A 20,515-nucleotide genomic window follows, 5' to 3' on the forward strand; every position below is an offset into this window, starting at 1 on the left:
GCATCCGGGCCGTCAGTTCTCTCTCCCGCTCCGTCAGCCCACGACCGTCCAGGTGTCCCCACCCGCCAGCAGCGCCCCCAGATCCCCCTTGCCGTTCTGTTCGATCGCCGCGTCCAGCTGGTCCGCCATCTGGGTGTCGTACACCGGGCGGTCCACCGATCGGAGGACGCCGATCGGGGTGTGGTGGAGGGTGTCCGGGTCGGCCAGGCGGGACAGGGCGAAGGCGGTCGTCGGGGAGGCGGAGTGTGCGTCGTGGACGAGGATCTGCGCCTCGTTCGACGGGGTCACCGTGACCACCTTCAGGTCGCCGGTCGCCGTATCCCGCACGACGCCCTTGGAGAGGTCCGCGCCGAAGCGGATCGGCTTCCCGTGTTCGAGGCGGATCACCGCCTCCTCGGCCTGCTGCTTGTCCTTGAGGGCCTCGAAGGCGCCGTCGTTGAAGATGTTGCAGTTCTGGTAGATCTCGATCAGCGCGGTGCCCGGATGGGCGGCCGCCTCCCGCAGCACCGAGGTGAGGTGCTTGCGGTCCGAGTCCACCGTCCGTGCCACGAAGGACGCCTCGGCCCCGATGGCCAGGGACACCGGGTTGAAGGGCGCGTCCAGCGAACCCATCGGCGTCGACTTCGTGATCTTGCCGACCTCGGAGGTGGGGGAGTACTGGCCCTTGGTCAGGCCGTAGATCCGGTTGTTGAAGAGCAGGATCTTCAGGTTCACGTTCCGGCGCAGGGCGTGGATGAGGTGGTTGCCGCCGATGGACAGCGCGTCTCCGTCGCCCGTGACCACCCACACCGACAGGTCGCGGCGCGAGGAGGCCAGGCCCGTCGCGATCGCCGGCGCTCGGCCGTGGATCGAGTGCATGCCGTAGGTGTTCATGTAGTACGGGAACCGCGACGAGCAGCCGATGCCGGAGACGAAGACGATGTTCTCCTTGGCCAGCCCCAGCTCCGGCATGAATCCCTGGACGGCGGCGAGGATCGCGTAGTCACCGCAGCCGGGGCACCAGCGCACTTCCTGGTCGGACTTGAAGTCCTTCATGCTCTGGCGGGCCTCGGCCTTGGGGACCAGCGTGAGCGCCTCGATCGTGCCCGTGCCTTCCGTGGACGTCTCAGCCATCGATGGCCTCCTTGAGAGCCGTGGCGAGCTGTTCGGCCTTGAACGGCATGCCGTTGACCTGGTTGTAGCTGTGCGCGTCGACCAGGTACTTCGCCCGGACCAGCGTGGCGAGCTGCCCCAGGTTCATCTCCGGGATGACGACCTTGTCGTACGCCTTCAGCACCGCGCCCAGGTTGCGCGGGAAGGGGTTGAGGTGGCGCAGGTGGGCCTGCGCGATCGACTCGCCGGCCGTGCGCAGCCGCCGCACGGCCGCCGTGATCGGCCCGTACGTCGATCCCCAGCCCAGCACCAGCGTGCGCGCCTCGTGCGGATCGTCCACTTCAAGATCCGGTACGTCGATACCGTCGATCTTGGCCTGGCGGGTGCGGACCATGAAGTCGTGGTTGGCCGGGGCGTAGGAGATGTTGCCCGAGCCGTCCTCCTTCTCGATCCCGCCGATGCGGTGTTCGAGACCGGGTGTGCCGGGCACCGCCCACGGGCGGGCGAGGGTCTGCGGGTCGCGCTTGTAGGGCCAGAACACCTCGGTGCCGTCGTCCAGGGTGTGGTTCGGGCCCTGTGCGAACTGCACGCTCAGGTCCGGGAGTTCGTCGAGTTCCGGGATCCGCCAGGGCTCGGAGCCGTTGGCCAGGTAGCCGTCCGAGAGCAGCATCACCGGCGTGCGGTAGGTCAGCGCGATCCGGGCCGCCTCCAGAGCGGCGTCGAAGCAGTCGGCCGGGGTGCAGGGGGCGACGATCGGCACCGGCGCCTCGCCGTTGCGCCCGAACATCGCCTGCAGCAGGTCCGCCTGCTCGGTCTTGGTCGGCAGACCGGTGGACGGGCCGCCTCTCTGGATGTCGATGACCAGCAGCGGCAGCTCCAGGGAGACCGCGAGACCGATGGTCTCCGACTTCAGGGCCACGCCCGGCCCGGAGGTCGTCGTCACCGCGAGTGAGCCGCCGAAGGCCGCGCCCAGGGCCGCGCCGATGCCCGCGATCTCGTCCTCGGCCTGGAAGGTCCGTACGCCGAAGTTCTTGTGCTTGCTCAGCTCGTGCAGGATGTCCGAGGCCGGCGTGATCGGGTACGAGCCCAGGAACAACGGCAGGTCCGCCTGCCGGGACGCGGCGACCAGCCCGTAGGACAGCGCGAGGTTCCCGGAGATGTTGCGGTAGGTGCCCACCGGGAAGGCCTTGGTCGCCGGGGCGATCTCGTAGGAGACGGCGAAGTCCTCGGTGGTCTCGCCGAAGTTCCAGCCCGCCCGGAAGGCGGCCAGGTTCGCCTCGGCGATCTCCGGCTTCCTCGCGAACTTCGTCCGCAGGAACTTCTCCGTGCCCTCGGTGGGCCGGTGGTACATCCACGACAAGAGGCCGAGCGCGAACATGTTCTTGCTGCGCTCGGCCTCCTTGCGACTGAGGTCGAAATCCTTGAGGGCCTCGACGGTCAGCGTGGTCAGAGGGACCGGATGAAGGCTGTAACCGTCGAGCGATCCATCCTCCAGCGGCGAGGCCGCGTACCCCACTTTCTGCATCGCCCGTTTGGTGAACTCGTCCGTGTTGACGATGATCTCCGCGCCGCGCGGCAGGTCGGCGATGTTGGCCTTGAGGGCGGCGGGGTTCATTGCCACCAGCACGTTGGGCGCGTCACCCGGCGTGAGGATGTCGTGGTCGGCGAAGTGCAGCTGGAAGGAGGAGACACCCGGCAGGGTTCCGGCAGGGGCCCGGATCTCGGCGGGGAAGTTGGGAAGGGTGGACAGGTCGTTGCCGAAGGACGCCGTCTCCGAGGTGAAACGGTCCCCGGTGAGCTGCATCCCGTCACCGGAGTCGCCCGCGAAACGAATGATCACCCGGTCGAGGCGGCGGACGTCCTTCACGCCGGCCTCTTTGCGCTGCTCTCCTGCGACGGCTTCGTCGGCCTGCTCCGCTGGGCTGCTGACCTGACTGGTCACTGAACTGGACCTCCCTCTGGGCGGCTGTTCGGGAGCGGCCTTCCCGCAGGCCTTCCCAGGATCAACCCTACGACCGCAGGGGTCGCCTTCCCTCGGCCATCCGCATGATGGATGAGCTTTTGAGACGGTACGACGCCCTGAATTGTCATGATTTACTCGCCCCCCCCCGGCGCTCTCCTTGAAGACGCTCCCTCATCGTTCCTCGGTTCTCGGTCCCGGGCGGCCCTGTATCCCGCTGACTGGCCGCCACCCCGATATCTGACACGGTGTCAGATCGTCAGGTGTTCAGGTAGGTCAGCACCGCCAGCACCCGCCGGTGGTCTCCGTCGCTCGGGGACAGTCCGAGTTTCAGGAAGATGTTGCTGACATGCTTCTCCACGGCCCCGTCGCTCACGACGAGCTGCCGCGCGATCGCCGAGTTGGTGCGCCCCTCGGCCATGAGCCCCAGGACTTCCCGTTCCCGGGGGGTGAGATTGGCGAGCACGTCCTGCTTACGGCTGCGTCCCAGCAGCTGAGCGACCACCTCGGGGTCGAGGGCGGTACCTCCCTCGGCCACCCGCACCACCGCGTCCACGAACTCACGCACCTCCGCGACCCGGTCCTTGAGCAGATACCCCACCCCGCGACTGGACCCGGCCAGCAGCTCGGTGGCGTACCGCTCCTCCACGTACTGCGACAGTACGAGTACCCCGAGACCGGGATGTGCCTTGCGCAGTTGTACGGCGGCTCGCACGCCTTCGTCCGTGTGCGTCGGAGGCATCCGCACATCGGCGACGACGACGTCGGGCAGCTCGCCCTGAGCGTCCAGCTCACCGATGGTCTTGATCAACGCCTCCCCGTCGCCCACACCGGCCACGACGTCGTGCCCGCGGTCCGTCAGCAACCGGGTCAGGCCCTCCCTCAGCAGCACTGAATCCTCGGCGATGACCACCCGCACCCTGTCCTCCACGACTCTCGGCCCCCCAGCCCACTCCCTGTCCACCCGCTGGACAAGTCCAGCATTCCAGCATTCGGATCCGGGCGGGCGCGGGCAACGGGATTAGGGCCCAGGAATACGAACAAGGACCCGATAACACGGGGTCACGCCCGAAATCCGGCCATCTTCGCCAGGGGGTTCGCCGGGGGCCGAGAGATGCCCGTCCTTTGCGGAGGCCGGGTGTGTGTGGGGGGAAGTCCCGCGACGGGTCGGGGCGGGGTCGCGCTGGAGGGGGGAGGGTGCAGCCCGGTGGGCAAGAGGGCCGCGCCGCTCGGCGGTGTCCCCGCGGGGTCCAAGGGGCGGCAGGCCCTGGGGAGGGGAACGAGTGAGGGCGGCGGGGGCGAAAACAACCCCCACCGCCCTCTCACGCCGTACCCGTCACACGCCTTCGCCCCGCCACGGCAACTCCGCCGTCACCCGGGTGGGCCCACCGACCGGCGAATCCACCACCAGGATCCCGTCCACCGCGTCCAGCCGCTCCGCCAACCCCGCAAGACCGGACCCGGAGGACACATCGGCCCCACCCACCCCGTTGTCCACGACCTGCAGCATCAACCGGTTCTCCACCTGCCACACATCCACCGCGGCGAGCGTCGCCCGAGAGTGCTTGCTGATGTTCTGCAGCAGCTCCGACACCGTGAAGTACGCGATCCCCTCGATCGCCGGCGCGGGCCGGGCCGGCAGATCCACCTCCACCTGCACCGGCACCGTGCACCGGGAAGCCACGGCAGACAGCGCCGCGTCCAGCCCCCGGTCGGTCAGCACCGCCGGATGAATCCCGCGCGCCAGATCCCGCAGCTCCTGAAGCGCCGTCTTCACCTCTCCGTGCGCCTCGTCCACCATCCGCGCCGCCGCGGCGGGATCCTCCGTGAGCTTCTCCTTCGCCAGCCCCAGATCCATGGCCAGCGCCACCAGCCGAGCCTGCGCACCGTCGTGCAGATCCCGCTCGATCCGACGCAGGTCCGCGGCCGCCGTGTCCACCACGACCCCCCGGTCGGACTCCAGCTCCACCACCCGCGCCGACAGCCGGGTCGGCCCGAGCAGCCCCTGCACCATCACCCGGTCCACCATCGTCAGCGCCCGCACGATCCACGGCGTGGCCAGCGTGAACAACAGTCCCACCAGCGCGGTCACACCGATCTCGAACGGGTTGTCCAGGTAGATGTGGTGGCTCTGGTCGCCGTAGAGCTGAAGCCCGTCCTGACCGACGTACGCCGGGAAGACCCAGAACCACAGCGGATACGTCAGCAGCGCCCAGCCGTACACCCAGAAGTTCACCGCGACGACGAACGAGAACGTCGCCCACGGCAGGTGCAGCACCGAGTACAGCAGCGTCCGCCACGACGTCCCGCTCTTGAGCACCGCCCCCATCCACGCCATGAACCCGGACTTGCGCATCCTGAGCGGCTCCGGATCCCCGACCTCCAGACCCAGCAGCCCCCTGGCCCGCGCCCGTTCCAGCGCGCCGAGCCCACGGCATCCGGCGAGCCCGGCCGCGAAGACCGGAATCCCCAGGAAGGTCACGAGCAGACCCGCGCCCAGCGAGATCATCGTGACGGCGTACGTGAACATCACGATGCTGATCGGCAGGCTCAGCAGCACATAGCCGAACTCCCGCCAGGTCCGTCCCTCGAACGGCGCCCGCAGCCCGGCCGGCACCCGGTGCCGCCGTACCGTCTCGGGGAACCCGAGCCCACTGTCGTACCCGTAGTCCGTGGCCATCGACGTCGTCCTTCGTCTCTCGTCCCGCGCCTGTCGTGTCGTATCTCCACCCTGCTGGGCCGCAGCTCAACGGACCATGGAGTCCGTCGGCCTCTTGAAAGGGGGGTTTTCCCTACCCCTTCTCCAGGCCGCGGTCCCGCCACGGCAGCTCCGCAGTGACGACCGTCGGCCCGCCCGGCGGCGAGTCGATGACGAACAGCCCGTCGACCGCGTCCAGGCGCTCCGCGAGCCCCTGCATGCCGGTGCCCCCGTCGAGCCGGGCCCCGCCGCGGCCGTCGTCCCACACCTGGATGAGCAGCCGGTTCTCCGAGCGCCACACGTCCACCGACGCCGACCGGGCCCCACTGTGCTTGCTGACGTTCTGGAGCAGCTCGGAGACCGTGAAGTAGGCGATCCCCTCGATCGCCTGCACCGGGCGCGCGTCGAGGTCGGCGGTCACCTTCACCGGGACCGTGCAGCGCGAGGCGACGCTCGACAGCGCCGCGTCGAGGCCTCGGTCGGTCAGTACGGCCGGATGGATGCCCCGCGCGAGATCCCGCAGCTCCTGAAGCGCCAGCTTCACCTCGCCGTGCGCCTCCTCGACCATCGCCTGCGCGTACTCGGGGTCCTCCAGGAGCTTCTCCTTCGCGAGGCCGAGGCCCATGGCCAGGTTGACCAGCCGGGCCTGCGCCCCGTCGTGCAGATCCCGCTCGATGCGCCGCAGGTCGGACGCGGCCGCGTCCACCACGACCCCCCGGTCCGACTCCAGTTCGGCGATACGGCGTTCCAGCTCGTCGGAGGGCGACAGCAGACCGCGCACCATCGCCCGGTCCACGTTGGCGAGCCCCCGCGCGATGAACGGCAGGACCGGCCACAGCACGAACAACGAGGTCAGCGTGATGGTGAAGGTGAGCACCCCCCAGGGCAGCCGGATGAAGTCGTACAGCACCGTCCGCCAGCCCACGGGGTCCTTCACCCCCATCCACAGCTGGGCGAAGAAGCCGTTGCCGCCGTTCCTGGTGCGCCACGGCAGGCGGCTCGGTTCGTCCACCCGCACCCCGAGCAGGGCCCGGGCCCGCGCCCGCTCGAGCTTGCCCAGCTGCCGCGCGCCCAGCAGACCCGCCGCGAGCAGCGGGAATCCGATCACCGTGACGGTCAGCCAGAAACCGGTGAACAGCACCGTCACGACGTAGGTGAAGCCGAGGATCGACACCGGAAGGTTCGCCAGGAGATGCGCGATCTCCTTCCAGGTGTGCACGTCGTAGGCGAAACGGGCCGGCGGCGGCCGGCCGTCGTCGGTTCCGCCGTGTCTGCCGGTGGTCACGGCGCGGCTCGGGGACGAATGGCGTTCGGTCATATGGGTTAGCGTGCCGCCCCGCACCGCCGTGCGCCATGAGGCGTACCGCCGCGGCTTACGGGGGAAAACCCCACCCCGGCCTTTCGGACGGCTTTCCTGGGGTGACGGGCTGCTTACCGTCTCTTTATCAGGGCCTAGACTCCCGTGCGTACAGATCGTCGAACAGTGGTGTTCAGCGTGACCACTGTGTTCAGCGTGCTCACAGGGAGTGAGGGGCGGACGTGCCGGAACCGACCGTCGTCGATGCAACCGTCGTCGATCCGACCGTCGTCGCGGCGGACTACTTCCAGTCGTACTCGGTCGTCGGACTGCTCGCCGTCGTCGGCGTGCTGTTCGTCGCGGTCGCCTTCGGCGCCGGCCGTCTGCTGCGACCCGTGGTGCCCACCCCGGAGAAGCTCCTGACGTACGAGTGCGGAGTCGACCCCGTCGGTGAGGGCTGGGCCCACACCCAGGTCCGCTACTACGTCTACGCCTTCCTCTACGTCATCTTCGCCGTCGACTCGATCTTCCTGTTCCCGTGGGCGACGGTCTTCGCGGCACCCGGCTACGGCGCGACGACCCTCGTCGAGATGTTCATCTTCCTCGGCTTCCTCGCCGTGGGACTGCTGTACGCGTACAAGAAGGGTGTCCTGACATGGACGTGAACCCTGCGGTCGACTCCGCTGCCACGGAGCCCGTTCTGCTCCCGGAGCCGAAACGGCTGGGCGCCCTCGCCCGCCTGGCCCCCGAGCCGATGAAGGTGATCCTCAACTGGGGCCGCCGGTACTCCCTCTGGGTCTTCAACTTCGGTCTCGCCTGCTGCGCCATCGAGTTCATCGCCGCGTCGATGGCCCGCCACGACTTCATCCGCCTCGGCGTCATCCCCTTCGCACCGGGCCCGCGCCAGGCCGACCTGATGGTCGTCTCCGGCACGGTCACGGACAAGATGGCACCGGCGGTGAAGCGTCTGTACGAGCAGATGCCCGAGCCCAAGTACGTCATCTCCTTCGGCGCCTGTTCCAACTGCGGCGGCCCGTACTGGGACTCGTACTCCGTGACGAAGGGCGTCGACCAGATCATCCCCGTCGACGTCTACGTCCCCGGCTGCCCGCCCCGCCCCGAGGCCCTGCTCCAGGGAATCCTGAAGCTCCAGGAGAAGATCGCCCGGGAGTCGCTGGAGGAGCGGTACGGGGCGTCGGCGGGGCGTCCGACGACGGCGGGTCCGTCGGCGGCTGTGCTGCAGAGCGGGTTGGTGAAGCCGCCTGCGCCGACTTCGACTTCGACTTCGGGTGAGGGGGAGTCACGGTGACCGGCGTCGGTTGGCTGCCCGCCCCCGCCGAGGAACTCTTCGGTCCCGAGGCCACCGCCGAGGAGTCGTACGAGGTCCTGACCGTGGACGTCCCGCCAACCACCTGGCTGACGGCACTGCGCGTCGCCCGCGACGAACTCGGCTGCACCTACTTCGACTGGCTCAGCGCCGTCGACGAACCGGGCACGGGCTTCCGCGTGGCGGCCCACGTGGCGGCCCTCTCCCCGGTACGACGCCTGCTCCTGCGTACGACGATCTCCCACGAGACCCCGGTGCTGCCCACCGCCGTCGACATCTACGCGGGTGCCGCCTGGCACGAGCGCGAGACCCACGAGATGTTCGGCGTCACCTTCGAGGGCCACCCCTCCCTCGCCCACCTCCTGCTGCCGGAGACCTTCGAGGGCCACCCCCTCCGCAAGGACTTCGTCCTGGCCGCCCGCGTCGCCAAGGCCTGGCCCGGCGCCAAGGAACCGGGCGAGTCCGAACACGGCGGCCCCAAACGCCGCCAGATGCTTCCGCCAGGAGTCCCCGACCCGAACGAATGGGGCCCCCTCAAGGGCCAACTCCCCCCGGCCCCGACCCGCCCCACCCGCACAGCAGGCCGCCCCACGGGCGACCGCCCGGTCCGCCGGGCGCGTACGGCGGGGGAGGGGTCGGCGAGTCAGGGGGAGGTCGCGGCGGACGCGGCGGATGCGGTGGGCGCGTCCGGGGCTGCGGGGCTTGGTTCGCGGCGGGCACGTTCGGCGGGGGAGGGTTCGGCGAGTCAGGGGTCGTCTGGGGCTGGGCCGCGTGGGCCGCGTGCGGCGGGGGAGGGTTCGGCGAGTCAGGCGGGGGTGCCCGGGGCGGCGGGTGCGAGGGGCGCTTCGGGGGCTGGGCCGCGTGGGCCGCGTGCGGCGGCCGAGGGTTCGGCGAGCCAGACCACGCCCGGGGCGACGGAGGGGGCTCCCACCGCCTCGCCGACGGGCGTGACCCGGCGCACACGTAGCGCTGCGCAGGGCTCGGCCAGCCAGGCGTCACCGGATACCGACGACACCGGCGCCGGTTCGGCCGCCCCAGCCAGCGGCGCGCCCGATTCCGACGCTCCGGCAACCGGCTTGCCCGCGTCCTCGTCGGACGCCCAGGGGAAGGGTTCGCCCGCACCCCCCTCGGACTCCCCGACGTCACGCGCCCCCGCACTTCAGCGTCCGGGAACGACGGGCGGTGCACCGGCCGGACCTCGCCGGGCGCGTACCGCCTCGAGCGGTTCCGCGAGTCAGCGCGCGGCGGCGGCCCAGACCGAGCCGTCGACCGACGACGCGGGCACGAACCCCGCCCCGCCGAAGCCGCCCACCACCCCTCGCAGCCCGGACGCACCGTGGCACCACGCCCGCCCGGCTTTCGACGACCCGGAAGTGAAGCGGTCTTCTGCGTCCGGGGATGCCGGGGTGTCTGAGGGGTCTTCTGCGTCCGGGGATGTTGGGGTGTCCGAGCGGTCCTTTGTGTCCGGGGATGCCGGGGCGCCCGAGGGGTCTTCCGCGTCCCGGGACTCCGGCGTCTCCGAGCATCCCGAGGACACCGGAGTCTCCAAGCGGGCCGAGGGCCCCGGCGTCTCCGAGCACCCCAAGGGCCCCGGCGTCTCCGAGCACCCCGAGGGCCCCGGGGCCTCCGAACGCCCCGTGGAGTCCGAGGTGCGCAAGGCTTCCCAAAGGCCCACGGTTTCGGGAGCCTCCACGGCACCAGAAGATCCCGGAACTTCCGAAGACCTCGAGGTTGCCGAGGAGCCGTCGGCTTCCGGTGGTCGCGACGTTCCGGAGGAGCCGCCGGCTTCCGGGGAACCGTCCTCCGGGGAACCGTCCTCCGGGCAATCCACCACCTCCGAGGAGTCCACGACCGCCGAGGAATCCAAGGTCCCCGAGCACCCCCAGACTTCCGGGCGCCCCCCGACTTCCGAAGTTCCTGAGGCTCCCGAGGAATCCGAAGAGTCCCAGGAGTCCCAGGACCCGGAACGCCCAGATGGCACTGCCCCGAGTCCCGACCACGCCGCCCAGGCCTCCGAGGACCCGAACCCCAACGAGCCCTCCACCCCCGACGCTCACACCCCCGCTCCCGACAAGCCCGCAGGAGGCCCGCAGTGAACGACGCTCTCGACGTCGCCCTGCGACTCCTGATCGTCTTCGTCGTCTTCCTCACCCTGCCCCTGATCATCGGCCAGACCGAGCACAAGGTGATGGCCCACATGCAGGGCCGCCTGGGCCCGATGTACGCCGGCGGCTTCCACGGCTGGGCCCAACTCGTCGCGGACGGCGTGAAATTCGCTCAGAAGGAAGACGTGGTACCGGCGGGCGCGGACCGCCGTATCTTCCAACTCGCCCCCGCCGTCGCCCTCCTGCCTTACCTCCTGGTCCTGCTCGCCATCCCGATCGGCCCCGGCGAGGGCGCCGTCGGCGAGGTCGTCGACGCGGGCGTGTTCTTCGTGCTCGCCGTGATGGGCGTGGGCGTCCTCGGCTCCCTCATGGCCGGCTGGGCCTCCGCCAACAAGTTCTCCCTCCTCGGCGGCCTGCGCACCGCCGCACAGCTCCTCGCCTACGAACTCCCGATGCTGCTCACCGCCGCCTCGGTGGCGATGGCGGCCGGAACCGTCTCCCTCCCCGGCATCCTCGACGCCTTCGAGTGGTGGTGGCTGCCCTGGCAGATCGTCGGCGCGATCGTCTTCTTCATCGCCGGCCTCGCCGAACTCCAACGCCCTCCCTTCGACATGCCGGTCGCCGACTCGGAGATCATCTTCGGCGCCTACACCGAGTACACCGGCCTGCGCTTCGCCCTGTTCCTCCTCGCCGAGTACGCCGGAATCGTCGTCCTGTGCGGCCTGACCACCGTCCTCTTCCTGGGCGGCTGGCACGGCCCCTGGGGCGCCGACGGACTCGGCTGGGTCTGGACCCTGCTCAAGACGGCCGTGCTCGCCTTCGTCGTCATCTGGCTCCGCGTGACCTATCCCCGCCTGCGCGAGGACCAGCTCCAGAAACTCTCCTGGACCCTCCTCGTACCTCTCTCCCTCGCCCAGATCGCCCTCACCGGCATCGTCAAGGTGGTGATCCAGTAACCATGGCCCCCATTCCTGGCTCCGGTCTGGCCAAGGGCCTGGCCGTCACCCTGCGCACGATGACGAAGAAGACCGTCACCGAGCAGTACCCCGACGCCCAGCCCGACCTCCCGCCCCGCACCCGCGGGGTGATCGGCCTGTTCGAGGAGAACTGCACGGTCTGCATGCTGTGCGCCCGTGAGTGCCCCGACTGGTGCATCTACATCGACTCCCACAAGGAGACGGTCCCGGCGGCGGCCCCCGGTGGCCGCGAACGCAGCCGCAACGTCCTCGACCGCTTCGCCATCGACTTCTCCCTCTGCATGTACTGCGGTATCTGCATCGAGGTGTGTCCTTTCGACGCCCTGTTCTGGTCCCCGGAGTTCGAGTACGCCGAGACCGACATCCGCGACCTCACCCACGAGCGGGACAAGCTCCGCGAGTGGATGTGGACCGTCCCGGCCCCACCGGCTCTCGACCCCGGCGCCGAGGAACCGAAGGAGATCGCCGCCGCCCGCAAGACCGCCGAGAAGCTGGCGGCGGCGGCCCAGGCCGAGCGGGCCCCGTCGGACGATCCCCAGGGGGAAGAGTCGTGACCCTCGCCCAGGCAGCGCACGGTTTCCTCTCCCCGACCGGCGTCGAGATCGCCTTCCTGCTCGTCGGCCTGGCCACCTTCGGAGCCGCGATCATCACCGTCACCACCAAGCAGCTGGTACACGCCGCCCTGTGGCTGGTGGTGGCCCTCGGCGGCCTCGCCGTCGAATACCTCCTGCTCACCGCCGAGTTCATCGCGTGGGTGCAGGTCCTCATCTATGTCGGCTCCGTCGTCGTCCTCCTTCTGTTCGGTCTGATGCTCACCAGGGCCCCCATCGGCCGCTCCCCGGACGCCGACTCCGGCAACCGCTGGGCCGCCCTCGTCGTGGCCCTTGCCGCAGCGGCCGCTCTGGTCTGGGTGGTCGTCGACGCCTTCCGTACCACCTGGATCGACCTGGACGGCCCCGCGGCCGGCTCCACCGAAGTAACCGGCGCGAGCCTCTTCCAGAACTGGGTCCTCCCCTTCGAGGCCCTCTCCGTCCTGCTCCTCGCGGCGCTGGTCGGCGCGATCGTCCTGTCCCGCAAGGCGAAGGCGGAGTCGAGCTCTCCCCCTGTGAACTCCCGAGCCGCGACCGGTAGTTCCCCATCCGTCCCCGATTCCCGCAATCACACGATCGGGCGAAATGAGCCGGTCGCGGGAACCGAGTCGGCCAGGGGAACCGAGTCGACTGAGCAGGAAGGCGCCCGCTGATGCACCTCGCCTATCCCGCCGTACTCTCCGCCCTCCTCTTCTGCACCGGCCTCTACGGCGTCCTGGCCCGCCGCAACGCGATCCTCGTCCTGATGTCGGTCGAGCTGATGCTCAACGCCGTCAACCTGAACCTGGTCGCCTTCGACGTCTGGCTCAGCAGGGCCGCCGAGGAGACCCTGCACTCCGGCCAGGCCCTGACCCTGTTCACCATCGCCATCGCCGCCGCCGAGATCGGCATCGGCCTCGCGATCGTCCTCGCCGTCCACCGCAACCGCGGCACCGCCGACATCGACAAGCTCCGCGACACAGCCGAGGGCCACGACCCCGACACCTCCGACGACGACGCCCGCACGGCCCAAAAGGCCGCAGAGTCCGGGCGGACCGGGAAGGCTGAGGCCACCGCGTGACCACGACCACCCTCGCCGTCCTCGTCCCTCTCCTTCCCTTCCTGGGCGCGGTGGCCGGCCTGCTCCTGGGCCGCACAGCCCCCGGCTTCGTCCGTCCGCTCGCCGTTCTGCCGCCCCTGGTCGCCCTTGCGCTCGCCGCGGTGGTCGCCGTACGCGAGGGCGGCGACCAGACGGTGAACGCGGCCACCGAACTCACCCCGACCGGCTCGGTCCCGATCGAACTCGCCCTGTACATCGACGGCTTCGCCGCCCTCGTCGCCGTCCTGGTGGCCTTCGTCGCCACCTGCGTGCAGATCTACTCGACCGGCTATCTGCGTGACGACCCGCGCTACCCCTCCTACGCCGCTCTCGTCTCGCTTTTCACATCCGCGATGCTGCTCGTCGTCTACTCCGGCGACCTGATCGTGCTGCTGGTCGGCTGGGAGATCATGGGCATCTGTTCGTACTTCCTGGTCGGCCACTACTGGGAGACCCCGGAGGCCCGCGCCGCCTCCCTCAAGGCATTCCTGGTGACCAAGCTCGGTGACGTCCCCTTCCTCATCGGCCTGTTCGCCCTGGCCACCGACGCCGGCTCCTTCCGGATCACGAAGGTCCTCGACACCGTCGCGCACGGCGGGCTCGACCACCCGACCGTGATCGCCCTGCTCCTTCTCGCGGGAGTGGCGGGCAAGTCGGCGCAGTTCCCGCTGCACACCTGGCTCCCCGACGCGATGGCGGGCCCCACGCCCGTCTCCGCGCTGATCCACGCCGCGACGATGGTTGCCGCCGGTGTCTACTTCGTCGCCCGTCTCCTCCCGGTCTTCGAGGCCTCCCAGGCCGCGATGGTGGTCCTCGCCGTCATGGCCGCCGTCACGATGATCGGTTCGGGTCTCGCCGCGCTCGCCCAGGACGACATCAAGCGTGTCCTCGCCTACTCGACGATCGGCCAGCTCGGCTACATGACCGGCGCCCTCGCCGTCGGCGACCGCGGTGCCGCCGTCTTCCACCTCCTGTCCCACGGCGCCTTCAAGGCGCTGCTGTTCCTCGCGGCCGGCGTGGTCATCCACGCGGCCGGCACCAACTCCCTGGCCGCCATGTCCCGTATGAAGGACCTGAGCGCCCGTGTCCCCGACGCCTATTGGACGATGACCGTGGCGCTCCTCGCGCTCGCTGCGATCCCGCCCTTCAGCGGCTTCTTCTCCAAGGAGTCCGTCCTCGGCGCGGCCGAGCACGTCGCGACCGGCCACACCGAAAACGCCCCCGGCGCCGCAGGCTGGATCACCCTCGTCGCCGGCCTCCTCACGGCCCTGCTCACCGCCGCCTACGCGACGCGGCTGTGGCTGCTGGCGTTCCGCGGGCGGGGCACCGAGGCACCCGACCACGGACGTCAGCCGCTGACGATGACCGTGGTCCTCTGGGTCCTCGCGGCCCCGTCCCTCGCCCTCGGCGCGTTCTCCTACCGTGTGTTGCCCGACTGGTTCGACGGCCGCGACCTCACCCCGACCCTCACCACCTCCGTCGTCGGCACGGGCGTGGCTCTGATCGGCGGCATCGTCACCTACGCGGCCTGGCGGCACACCAGTGCGGTCACGGCCCGCGTCCCGCTGGGTGCGGTCGCCGCCCACCCCGAGGGCGACGCCGGACTGGTCGAGGCCGAGGCCATCGCCGCCCATGAGCCCGCATACGGAGACGTGGCCTACGCGCCCGACCCCGCGGACCCCGGACGGTTGCTGCTCGGCCCACTGCACCGCCACGCGGCCGTCGGCTTCCACCTGGATGCCCTGTACACGGCCCTGTTCGTCCGCCCGGTCCAGGCCGGAGCCACCCTCGTCCGGTTCCTGGACCGCGAAGTCGTCGAGACCTACGTACGCGGCGCGGGAACACTGCCCCGCTGGCTCGGCACCGCCGTACGACGGGCCCAGACCGGCAATCTGCAGACCTATGTGAGCGCGCTGCTCGCCGGCACCGTCGTCCTCGCGGTCGCCGTCGTCCTCGTCGCCACGGGAGCGTGAGCAGGCGTGATCGATATCAACGAGTCCGTGATGCAGTTCCTTCTGGCGTTCGTCGTGGTCGGCCCGCTCCTCGGCGCCGTCACGGCTCTGCTGCCGGCCCCGCCCGGACTGAAGGGGAAGTCGCCGGACCAGGCCGTACTACGGCACGGCGTGACGGTCACCGGCGTGATCCTCATCGCCGCGATCGTCCTGGCACTCGGCTTCGACCACGACCATCCGTCGAAGATGCAGGCCACGACCGACATCAGCTGGATCCCCGCACTGGACGTGCGCATCCACCTCGGCATCGACGGCATCTCCCTCCCCCTTCTGGTCCTGACCGCGCTGCTGACCTTCCTCTGCGCGCTCTACTCGTACTTCAAGATGCCCGCGGGTCCCACCCCGAAGGCCTTCGTCGCACTGCTGCTCATGCTCGAGTCCGGCACCCTCGCGACCTTCGCCGTCCTCGATCTGCTGCTGTTCTTCCTCGCGTTCGAGATGGTGCTCGTCCCGATGTACTTCCTCATCGCCCGCTGGGGCGGCGGGGACCGCCAGGCCGCCGCCTGGCGCTTCATCCTCTACACACTGCTCGGCTCGGTCGTCATGCTGCTCGGCCTGCTCCTGATCGGGATCAAGGCGGGCACATTCGACATGGTGGCACTCGCCACTGACAACGGCCGGTCGTTGTCCGCATCCGTGCAGGTCATCGCCGTTCTGACGATCGGGATCGGGCTCGCGGTCAAGACCCCGATGTGGCCGCTGCACAGCTGGCTGCCCGACGCCCACACCGCCGCGCCGACCGTCGGCTCGGTCCTGCTGGCCGGCGTCCTGCTGAAGATGGGTACATACGGGTTCGTCCGGATTTTGCTACCGATCGCCCCCGACGGCTTCCGCGACTTCGCGCCTTACCTCGCGGCCTTCGCCGTGGTCGGGATCATCTACGGATCCCTGGCTTGTCTCGCTCTCGCCAAGCGTGGCGCGAAGGGCGATCTCAAGCGCCTCATCGCCTACTCCTCCGTCGGCCACATGGGCTTCGTCCTGCTCGGCATCGCCACCATGACCCCGACCGGTGTGAACGGCGCCCTGTTCGCCAACATCGCCCACGGCCTCATCACCGGCCTCCTGTTCTTCCTGGTCGGCGCCCTGAAGGACCGCACCGGCACCACCGACCTCGACACTCTGGCCGAGGAGACCGGCGCCGCTCTGTACGGCAAGGCCCCGCGCCTCGGCGGCCTGCTGGCCTTCGGTGCGGTCGCCTCGCTCGGCCTGCCCGGCCTCGCCGGATTCTGGGGCGAGATGCTGGCACTGTTCGGCGCCTTCAACCCCGCCGCCGACCTCAGCCGCCCCGCCTTCCTCACCTTCATGGCGATCGGCGCGTTCGGCACCCTCCTGACGGCCGCGTACATGCTCGTCGTGGTCCGCCGCGTCTGCATGGGCGTCGTACCCCAGGACGCCCCCCAGCTCGCCGACGTCCACACGTACGAGTTCGCGGCCTGGACGCCGCTCGTCGCCCTCACCGTCGCGGCGGGCCTGTGGCCGAAGGCCCTCCTCGGCCTCACCGACCCGGCCGTCCAGCAGCTCCTCGCAGGAGGCACCCGATGAGCACCCTGGCAGCCATGGCTCAGCCATTGGCTTCTTCGGCCGAGCCCCTGGCCGCGAACGTCGTGCAGTCCGTCGACTGGCTCGCGATCGCGCCACCGACCCTCACGGCGGTCGTCGGACTCGTCGTTCTCGTCGCGGACCTGTTCGTCGGTGAGCAGAAGAAAGCCCTGCTCGGGTGGGTCTCGGTCGCGGGCCTGGCAGCCTCCGCGCTTCTGCTGCTGCCCCTCCTGGACGGCGACCGCAGCACTTTCTGCCTGACCGGCGACGCCGACGTGTGCAGCTATGCGGCCGACCGCTTCACGCTCGTCATCCAGTTCCTCGTCCTTGGCGGCGCCCTTCTGGCCGCCCTTCTGTCGGTCACCACCCTCAAGGACGCCGACAAGAGACTCCCCGAAGGGGAGTACTGGTTCCTACTGCTCTCCTCGGCCGCCGGCGCCGCACTCCTGCCCGCCTCGCGCGACCTGGCCACCCTCGTCGTCGCCCTGGAGGTCGCCTCCCTGCCCGCCTTCGCCCTCGTCGGCATCCGGCACGGCGACAGGAAGTCCTCCGAAGCTGCCCTGAAGTTCTTCCTGTCCTCGGTCACCGCGACCGCGGTCAGCCTCATGGGCATCAGCTTCGTGTACGCCTCCACGGGCACCCTCTACCTCACACAGGTCGCCGACCGCATCCAGAACGTCGACGGACAGCTCCACACCCTCGCCCAGACCGGCGTCGTCCTCACCCTCGTCGGCTTCGCCTTCAAGACGGCCGCCGTCCCCTTCCACTTCTGGGTGCCCGACACCTACGTAGGCGCGCCTCTCCCCATCGCCGCCTACTTGTCGGTCGTCGGCAAAACGGTCGGCTTCTCCGGACTGATCCTCGTCACCGTCGTCGCCCTGCCGTCGTACGCCGACGTCTGGGGCCCGGCGCTGGCCGCGCTCGCCGCCCTCACCATGACCGTCGGCAACGTCGGCGCCCTCCGACAGCAGGCCACGCGCGCGTACAGCGCCGTACGGCTGCTCGCATGGTCCTCCGTCGGCCAGGCCGGCTACCTCCTCGTCCCGATCGCAGCCGCCGCGTACTCCGACGACGCCGAACGGTCCGTCGGCTCCACCGTCGCCTACGCCCTCATGTACGCCGCCGTGAACCTCGGCGCCTTCGCGGTGGCCGCGCTGGTGGGCCGTACGAAGGCCGCGAACCGCATCACCGACTACCGCGGCCTCTACGCGACCAACCCGCTCGCCGCCCTCCTCCTGGCCTTCTTCCTGCTCTGCCTGGCGGGACTGCCGCCGGGCATCATCGGCTTGTTCGCCAAGGTCACCGTCTTCTCGGCGGCCGTGGACGCGGGCCTCGGATGGCTCGCAGTCGTCATGGCCCTCAACGTCGTGATCGCGCTCTTCTACTACCTCCAGTGGACGACACTGCTGTTCAGGGCCCCCGAGGGCGAACCTGCCGCGCACCGCGTCCCCGCCCCCCTCACCGCCGCGCTCGCCCTGACCGGCGTCCTCGGCATCGCCCTCTCGGGCGCGCCCCAGCTCGTGCTGCGCTTCACCGACACCGGACTCTTCTGAACCGGCCCACCCGCACCTGAACAGCCACGCCTGAACCATCACCCGGACGGCCCACCTGGGCCTCCGCGCGCACAAGGGAACTAGTGACCCTCGCCTGGCGTTGAGCAAAACGGGAGGGTCCACTGGACGTGACACCACGTACCAGTGGCATCGGAAGACATCGGAGATCAGCAAGCAAAGGGTTCCCCTGCTGCACCACTTGGAGGGCGTACCGTGCACCGCCGGCACAACGGGCTCAGGACCGCAGTCCTCCTCGGGGGACTGTCCGCACTCATCATCGTCATCGGCAGCTTCTTCGGCCGTATGGGGCTGGTTGTGGCCGTCCTGATCGCGCTGGGCACCAACGCGTACGCGTACTGGAACAGCGACAAGCTGGCTCTACGCGCGATGCGTGCCCGCCCGGTGAGCGAGTTCGAGGCACCCGCCTTGTACCGCATGGTCCGCGAACTCTCCACCCAGGCCCGTCAGCCCATGCCGCGCCTGTACATCTCGCCGACCGAGGCACCCAACGCCTTCGCGACCGGCCGCAATCCGCGCAACGCCGCCGTGTGCTGCACCGACGGCATCCTGCGCATCCTGGACGAGCGCGAACTGCGCGGTGTCATCGGCCACGAACTCAGCCATGTCTACAACCGCGACATCCTGATCTCGTCGGTCGCCGGCGCCCTCGCCTCCGTGATCATGTTTCTGGTCAACTTCGCCTGGCTGATCCCGATCGGCCGCTCCGACGACGATGACGGCCCGGGCCTCCTGGGCATGTTGATGATCATGATCCTCGGGCCGCTCGCGGCCGGCCTCATCCAGATGGCCATCAGCCGCTCCAGGGAGTACGAGGCGGACGCCTCCGGCTCCCAGCTCACCGGCGATCCCCTCGCGCTCGCCAGCGCCCTGCGCAAGCTCGAAATGGGCACCAAGCAACTGCCGTTGCCCCCCGAACCGCGCATCGAGACCGCGAGCCACATGATGATCGCGAACCCGTTCCGCCCTGGCCAGGGACTGTCCAAGATGTTCTCGACTCACCCGCCGATGGCGGAGCGCATCGCCCGGCTCGAGAAGATGGCAGGTCGCCCCCAATGAAAACCATCCTGAACGTCATTTGGCTCGTCCTGAGCGGCTTCTGGCTGTTCCTCGCCTACCTCGCCGCGGGCGCGCTGCTCTGCATCACCATCATCGGCATCCCGTTCGGCATAGCGGCCTTCCGCATCGGCGTCTACGCCCTGTGGCCCTTCGGGTACACCACGGTCGAGCGCCGCGATGCGGGCTCACCCTCCTGCGTCGGCAACGTCCTGTGGCTGGTCCTCGCCGGCTGGTGGCTGGCCCTGGGCCACATCGCGACAGGCCTCGTCCTCTGCGTCACGATCATCGGTATCCCGTTCGGCATCGCCAACTTCAAGCTGATCCCCGTGTCCCTGTTCCCACTGGGCCGCGAAATCGTCCCGACGGACGAGCCGTTCGCGACCCGCTGACGGACGGGCCGGGGGAGTGGGGGCGCCCAAGTACGTCCGGCTGTCGTACGACCCGGAAGCCGAGTTCGAGGGCGAGGAGGGCTACGAGGAGTCGGGGGCGTGGTGGAACTCCTCACCTTTCTCGCCGAGGGCGATCGCGTCGACGTCCACCTCGCCTGAGCCGAGGTTCACCCGGGGTTTTCCACAACCCGGAGGTTGTCCACAGGTCTGCCCGGCTGTCGGTGCCACCCTGCATCATGAATGCATGACCGAGAGCGAGCAGTTGCTGGCACGGGTGGCGGACAAGGCCCGCAACACCCGGCCGTGGGGTTGGACTTCCCTCCCCGAGCCGGTGGAGGCGGACACCCTCTCCAGGGCCGAGGCGGCGCTGGGCTTCCACCTGCCCCCGCTGCTCGCCGACCTCTACCTGCGTATAGGAGACGGCGGATTCGGCCCGGAGTACGGCCTGCTGCCCCTGCTCGACAGCCCTCCGTCCGGCGAGCCCGCGGCCGTCGTGCAATACCTGGCCAACCGCAAGAGCAGCCGTAAGGACCCCGACTGGCCCTGGCCCGAGGGTGTCCTGCCGATATCCCACTGGGGCTGTGCGATGTACGCGTGCGTGGACTGCCACAGCCCGGAAGCCCCCGTTCTCCTCTTCGAGCCGAACGCCGGGGACTGCGACCACTCCTGGTTCGTGGACGCCCCCACCCTCACGGACTGGCTGCAAGCCTGGGTCGACGGCACGGGCTGGTACGAGGAGATGAACGAGGAGTTGGAGATGACTCCCTGGGCACAGTTCCGGATACGCACGGCACCGCCGGCCCACGCGTCCTGACGCTCCC

18 protein-coding genes are annotated in these 20,515 nt (G+C 69.8%); 13 read left to right on the forward strand and 5 right to left on the reverse strand.

Going from position 1 to position 20,515, the window contains the following annotated elements; genetic code table 11:
- Nucleotides 1-33: 33 nt before the first annotated feature.
- The 5 genes from BFN33_RS27080 to BFN33_RS27100 all read right to left on the reverse strand — a co-directional run bounded on the left by BFN33_RS27080 (nt 34) and on the right by BFN33_RS27100 (nt 7,068).
- Nucleotides 34-1,113, reverse strand: coding sequence for a 2-oxoacid:ferredoxin oxidoreductase subunit beta (locus tag BFN33_RS27080; RefSeq protein WP_069762776.1), 1,080 nt, complete (start codon nt 1,111-1,113; stop codon nt 34-36).
- On the reverse strand, nt 1,106-3,034 hold the full coding sequence (locus BFN33_RS27085; RefSeq protein ID WP_069762777.1) for a 2-oxoacid:acceptor oxidoreductase subunit alpha: 1,929 nt from the start codon (nt 3,032-3,034) through the stop codon (nt 1,106-1,108). The genes BFN33_RS27080 and BFN33_RS27085 overlap by 8 nt, the downstream gene beginning before the upstream one ends.
- Nucleotides 3,035-3,311: 277 nt before the next feature.
- Complete coding sequence (locus BFN33_RS27090) at nt 3,312-3,971, reverse strand: response regulator transcription factor (RefSeq protein WP_305144233.1); 660 nt, start codon at nt 3,969-3,971, stop codon at nt 3,312-3,314.
- A gap of 417 nt (nt 3,972-4,388) precedes the next feature.
- Complete coding sequence (locus BFN33_RS27095) at nt 4,389-5,732, reverse strand: sensor histidine kinase (protein ID WP_069762779.1); 1,344 nt, start codon at nt 5,730-5,732, stop codon at nt 4,389-4,391.
- A 112-nt stretch (nt 5,733-5,844) separates the two neighbouring features.
- Entirely contained in the window at nt 5,845-7,068 is a 1,224-nt protein-coding gene (locus tag BFN33_RS27100) for a sensor domain-containing protein (RefSeq protein ID WP_069762780.1), read from the reverse strand.
- Nucleotides 7,069-7,289: 221 nt separating this feature from the next.
- Here BFN33_RS27100 and BFN33_RS27105 point away from each other — a divergent pair, with 221 nt between their 5' ends.
- From BFN33_RS27105 to BFN33_RS27165, 13 genes are all read left to right on the forward strand, one after another.
- Nucleotides 7,290-7,712, forward strand: coding sequence for an NADH-quinone oxidoreductase subunit A (locus BFN33_RS27105; RefSeq protein WP_057607955.1), 423 nt, complete (start codon nt 7,290-7,292; stop codon nt 7,710-7,712).
- Nucleotides 7,703-8,356 (forward strand): NADH-quinone oxidoreductase subunit B, encoded by a 654-nt coding sequence (locus BFN33_RS27110; protein ID WP_069762781.1) that lies wholly within the window; start codon nt 7,703-7,705, stop codon nt 8,354-8,356. Before BFN33_RS27105 ends, BFN33_RS27110 begins: the two co-directional genes overlap by 10 nt.
- Nucleotides 8,353-10,470, forward strand: a complete 2,118-nt coding sequence (locus BFN33_RS50220) for an NADH-quinone oxidoreductase subunit C (RefSeq protein WP_079141030.1) — start codon at nt 8,353-8,355, stop codon at nt 10,468-10,470. Before BFN33_RS27110 ends, BFN33_RS50220 begins: the two co-directional genes overlap by 4 nt.
- Entirely contained in the window at nt 10,467-11,435 is a 969-nt protein-coding gene (locus BFN33_RS27120; RefSeq protein WP_069762782.1) for a complex I subunit 1 family protein, read from the forward strand. Before BFN33_RS50220 ends, BFN33_RS27120 begins: the two co-directional genes overlap by 4 nt.
- A gap of 2 nt (nt 11,436-11,437) precedes the next feature.
- Nucleotides 11,438-12,010, forward strand: coding sequence for an NADH-quinone oxidoreductase subunit I (locus BFN33_RS27125; protein WP_069762783.1), 573 nt, complete (start codon nt 11,438-11,440; stop codon nt 12,008-12,010).
- Nucleotides 12,007-12,699, forward strand: coding sequence for an NADH-quinone oxidoreductase subunit J (locus BFN33_RS27130; RefSeq protein WP_069762784.1), 693 nt, complete (start codon nt 12,007-12,009; stop codon nt 12,697-12,699). Before BFN33_RS27125 ends, BFN33_RS27130 begins: the two co-directional genes overlap by 4 nt.
- Complete coding sequence (gene nuoK, locus BFN33_RS27135) at nt 12,699-13,106, forward strand: NADH-quinone oxidoreductase subunit NuoK (protein ID WP_069762785.1); 408 nt, start codon at nt 12,699-12,701, stop codon at nt 13,104-13,106. Before BFN33_RS27130 ends, nuoK begins: the two co-directional genes overlap by 1 nt.
- Nucleotides 13,103-15,097 carry an NADH-quinone oxidoreductase subunit L gene (locus BFN33_RS27140; protein ID WP_069762786.1) on the forward strand — a complete coding sequence of 665 codons (1,995 nt, stop codon included), beginning with the start codon at nt 13,103-13,105 and terminating at the stop codon, nt 15,095-15,097. Before nuoK ends, BFN33_RS27140 begins: the two co-directional genes overlap by 4 nt.
- 6 nt (nt 15,098-15,103) lie before the next feature.
- Nucleotides 15,104-16,678, forward strand: coding sequence for an NADH-quinone oxidoreductase subunit M (locus BFN33_RS27145; protein WP_069762787.1), 1,575 nt, complete (start codon nt 15,104-15,106; stop codon nt 16,676-16,678).
- Nucleotides 16,675-18,228 (forward strand): NADH-quinone oxidoreductase subunit N, encoded by a 1,554-nt coding sequence (locus BFN33_RS27150; protein WP_176742479.1) that lies wholly within the window; start codon nt 16,675-16,677, stop codon nt 18,226-18,228. Before BFN33_RS27145 ends, BFN33_RS27150 begins: the two co-directional genes overlap by 4 nt.
- Before the next feature lie 213 nt (nt 18,229-18,441).
- The gene (htpX, locus tag BFN33_RS27155; protein WP_059204949.1) at nt 18,442-19,305 is read left to right on the forward strand and encodes a zinc metalloprotease HtpX; all 864 of its coding nucleotides are present in this window, start codon (nt 18,442-18,444) and stop codon (nt 19,303-19,305) included.
- Nucleotides 19,302-19,694 (forward strand): YccF domain-containing protein, encoded by a 393-nt coding sequence (locus BFN33_RS27160; protein WP_059204948.1) that lies wholly within the window; start codon nt 19,302-19,304, stop codon nt 19,692-19,694. The genes htpX and BFN33_RS27160 overlap by 4 nt, the downstream gene beginning before the upstream one ends.
- Before the next feature lie 244 nt (nt 19,695-19,938).
- Nucleotides 19,939-20,508: an SMI1/KNR4 family protein gene (locus BFN33_RS27165; RefSeq protein WP_069762788.1), complete on the forward strand. Its 570-nt coding sequence runs from the start codon at nt 19,939-19,941 to the stop codon at nt 20,506-20,508.
- Nucleotides 20,509-20,515: the final 7 nt, after the last annotated feature.

The sequence above is a fragment of the Streptomyces sp. LUP47B genome (assembly GCF_001746295.1).
Lineage (GTDB): Bacteria > Actinomycetota > Actinomycetes > Streptomycetales > Streptomycetaceae > Streptomyces.

What these genes read in the sequence shown, in the direction of transcription:
- BFN33_RS27125 (WP_069762783.1), top strand. Translation starts at nt 11,438, where the DNA reads ATGGCCCCCATTCCTGGCTCCGGTCTGGCCAAGGGCCTGGCCGTCACC.
- BFN33_RS27160 (WP_059204948.1), top strand. Translation starts at nt 19,302, where the DNA reads ATGAAAACCATCCTGAACGTCATTTGGCTCGTCCTGAGCGGCTTCTGG.
- BFN33_RS27110 (WP_069762781.1), top strand. Translation starts at nt 7,703, where the DNA reads ATGGACGTGAACCCTGCGGTCGACTCCGCTGCCACGGAGCCCGTTCTG.
- nuoK (WP_069762785.1), top strand. Translation starts at nt 12,699, where the DNA reads ATGCACCTCGCCTATCCCGCCGTACTCTCCGCCCTCCTCTTCTGCACC.
- BFN33_RS27080 (WP_069762776.1), bottom strand. Translation starts at nt 1,113, where the DNA reads ATGGCTGAGACGTCCACGGAAGGCACGGGCACGATCGAGGCGCTCACG.
- BFN33_RS27095 (WP_069762779.1), bottom strand. Translation starts at nt 5,732, where the DNA reads ATGGCCACGGACTACGGGTACGACAGTGGGCTCGGGTTCCCCGAGACG.
- BFN33_RS27150 (WP_176742479.1), top strand. Translation starts at nt 16,675, where the DNA reads ATGAGCACCCTGGCAGCCATGGCTCAGCCATTGGCTTCTTCGGCCGAG.
- BFN33_RS27165 (WP_069762788.1), top strand. Translation starts at nt 19,939, where the DNA reads ATGACCGAGAGCGAGCAGTTGCTGGCACGGGTGGCGGACAAGGCCCGC.
- BFN33_RS27100 (WP_069762780.1), bottom strand. Translation starts at nt 7,068, where the DNA reads ATGACCGAACGCCATTCGTCCCCGAGCCGCGCCGTGACCACCGGCAGA.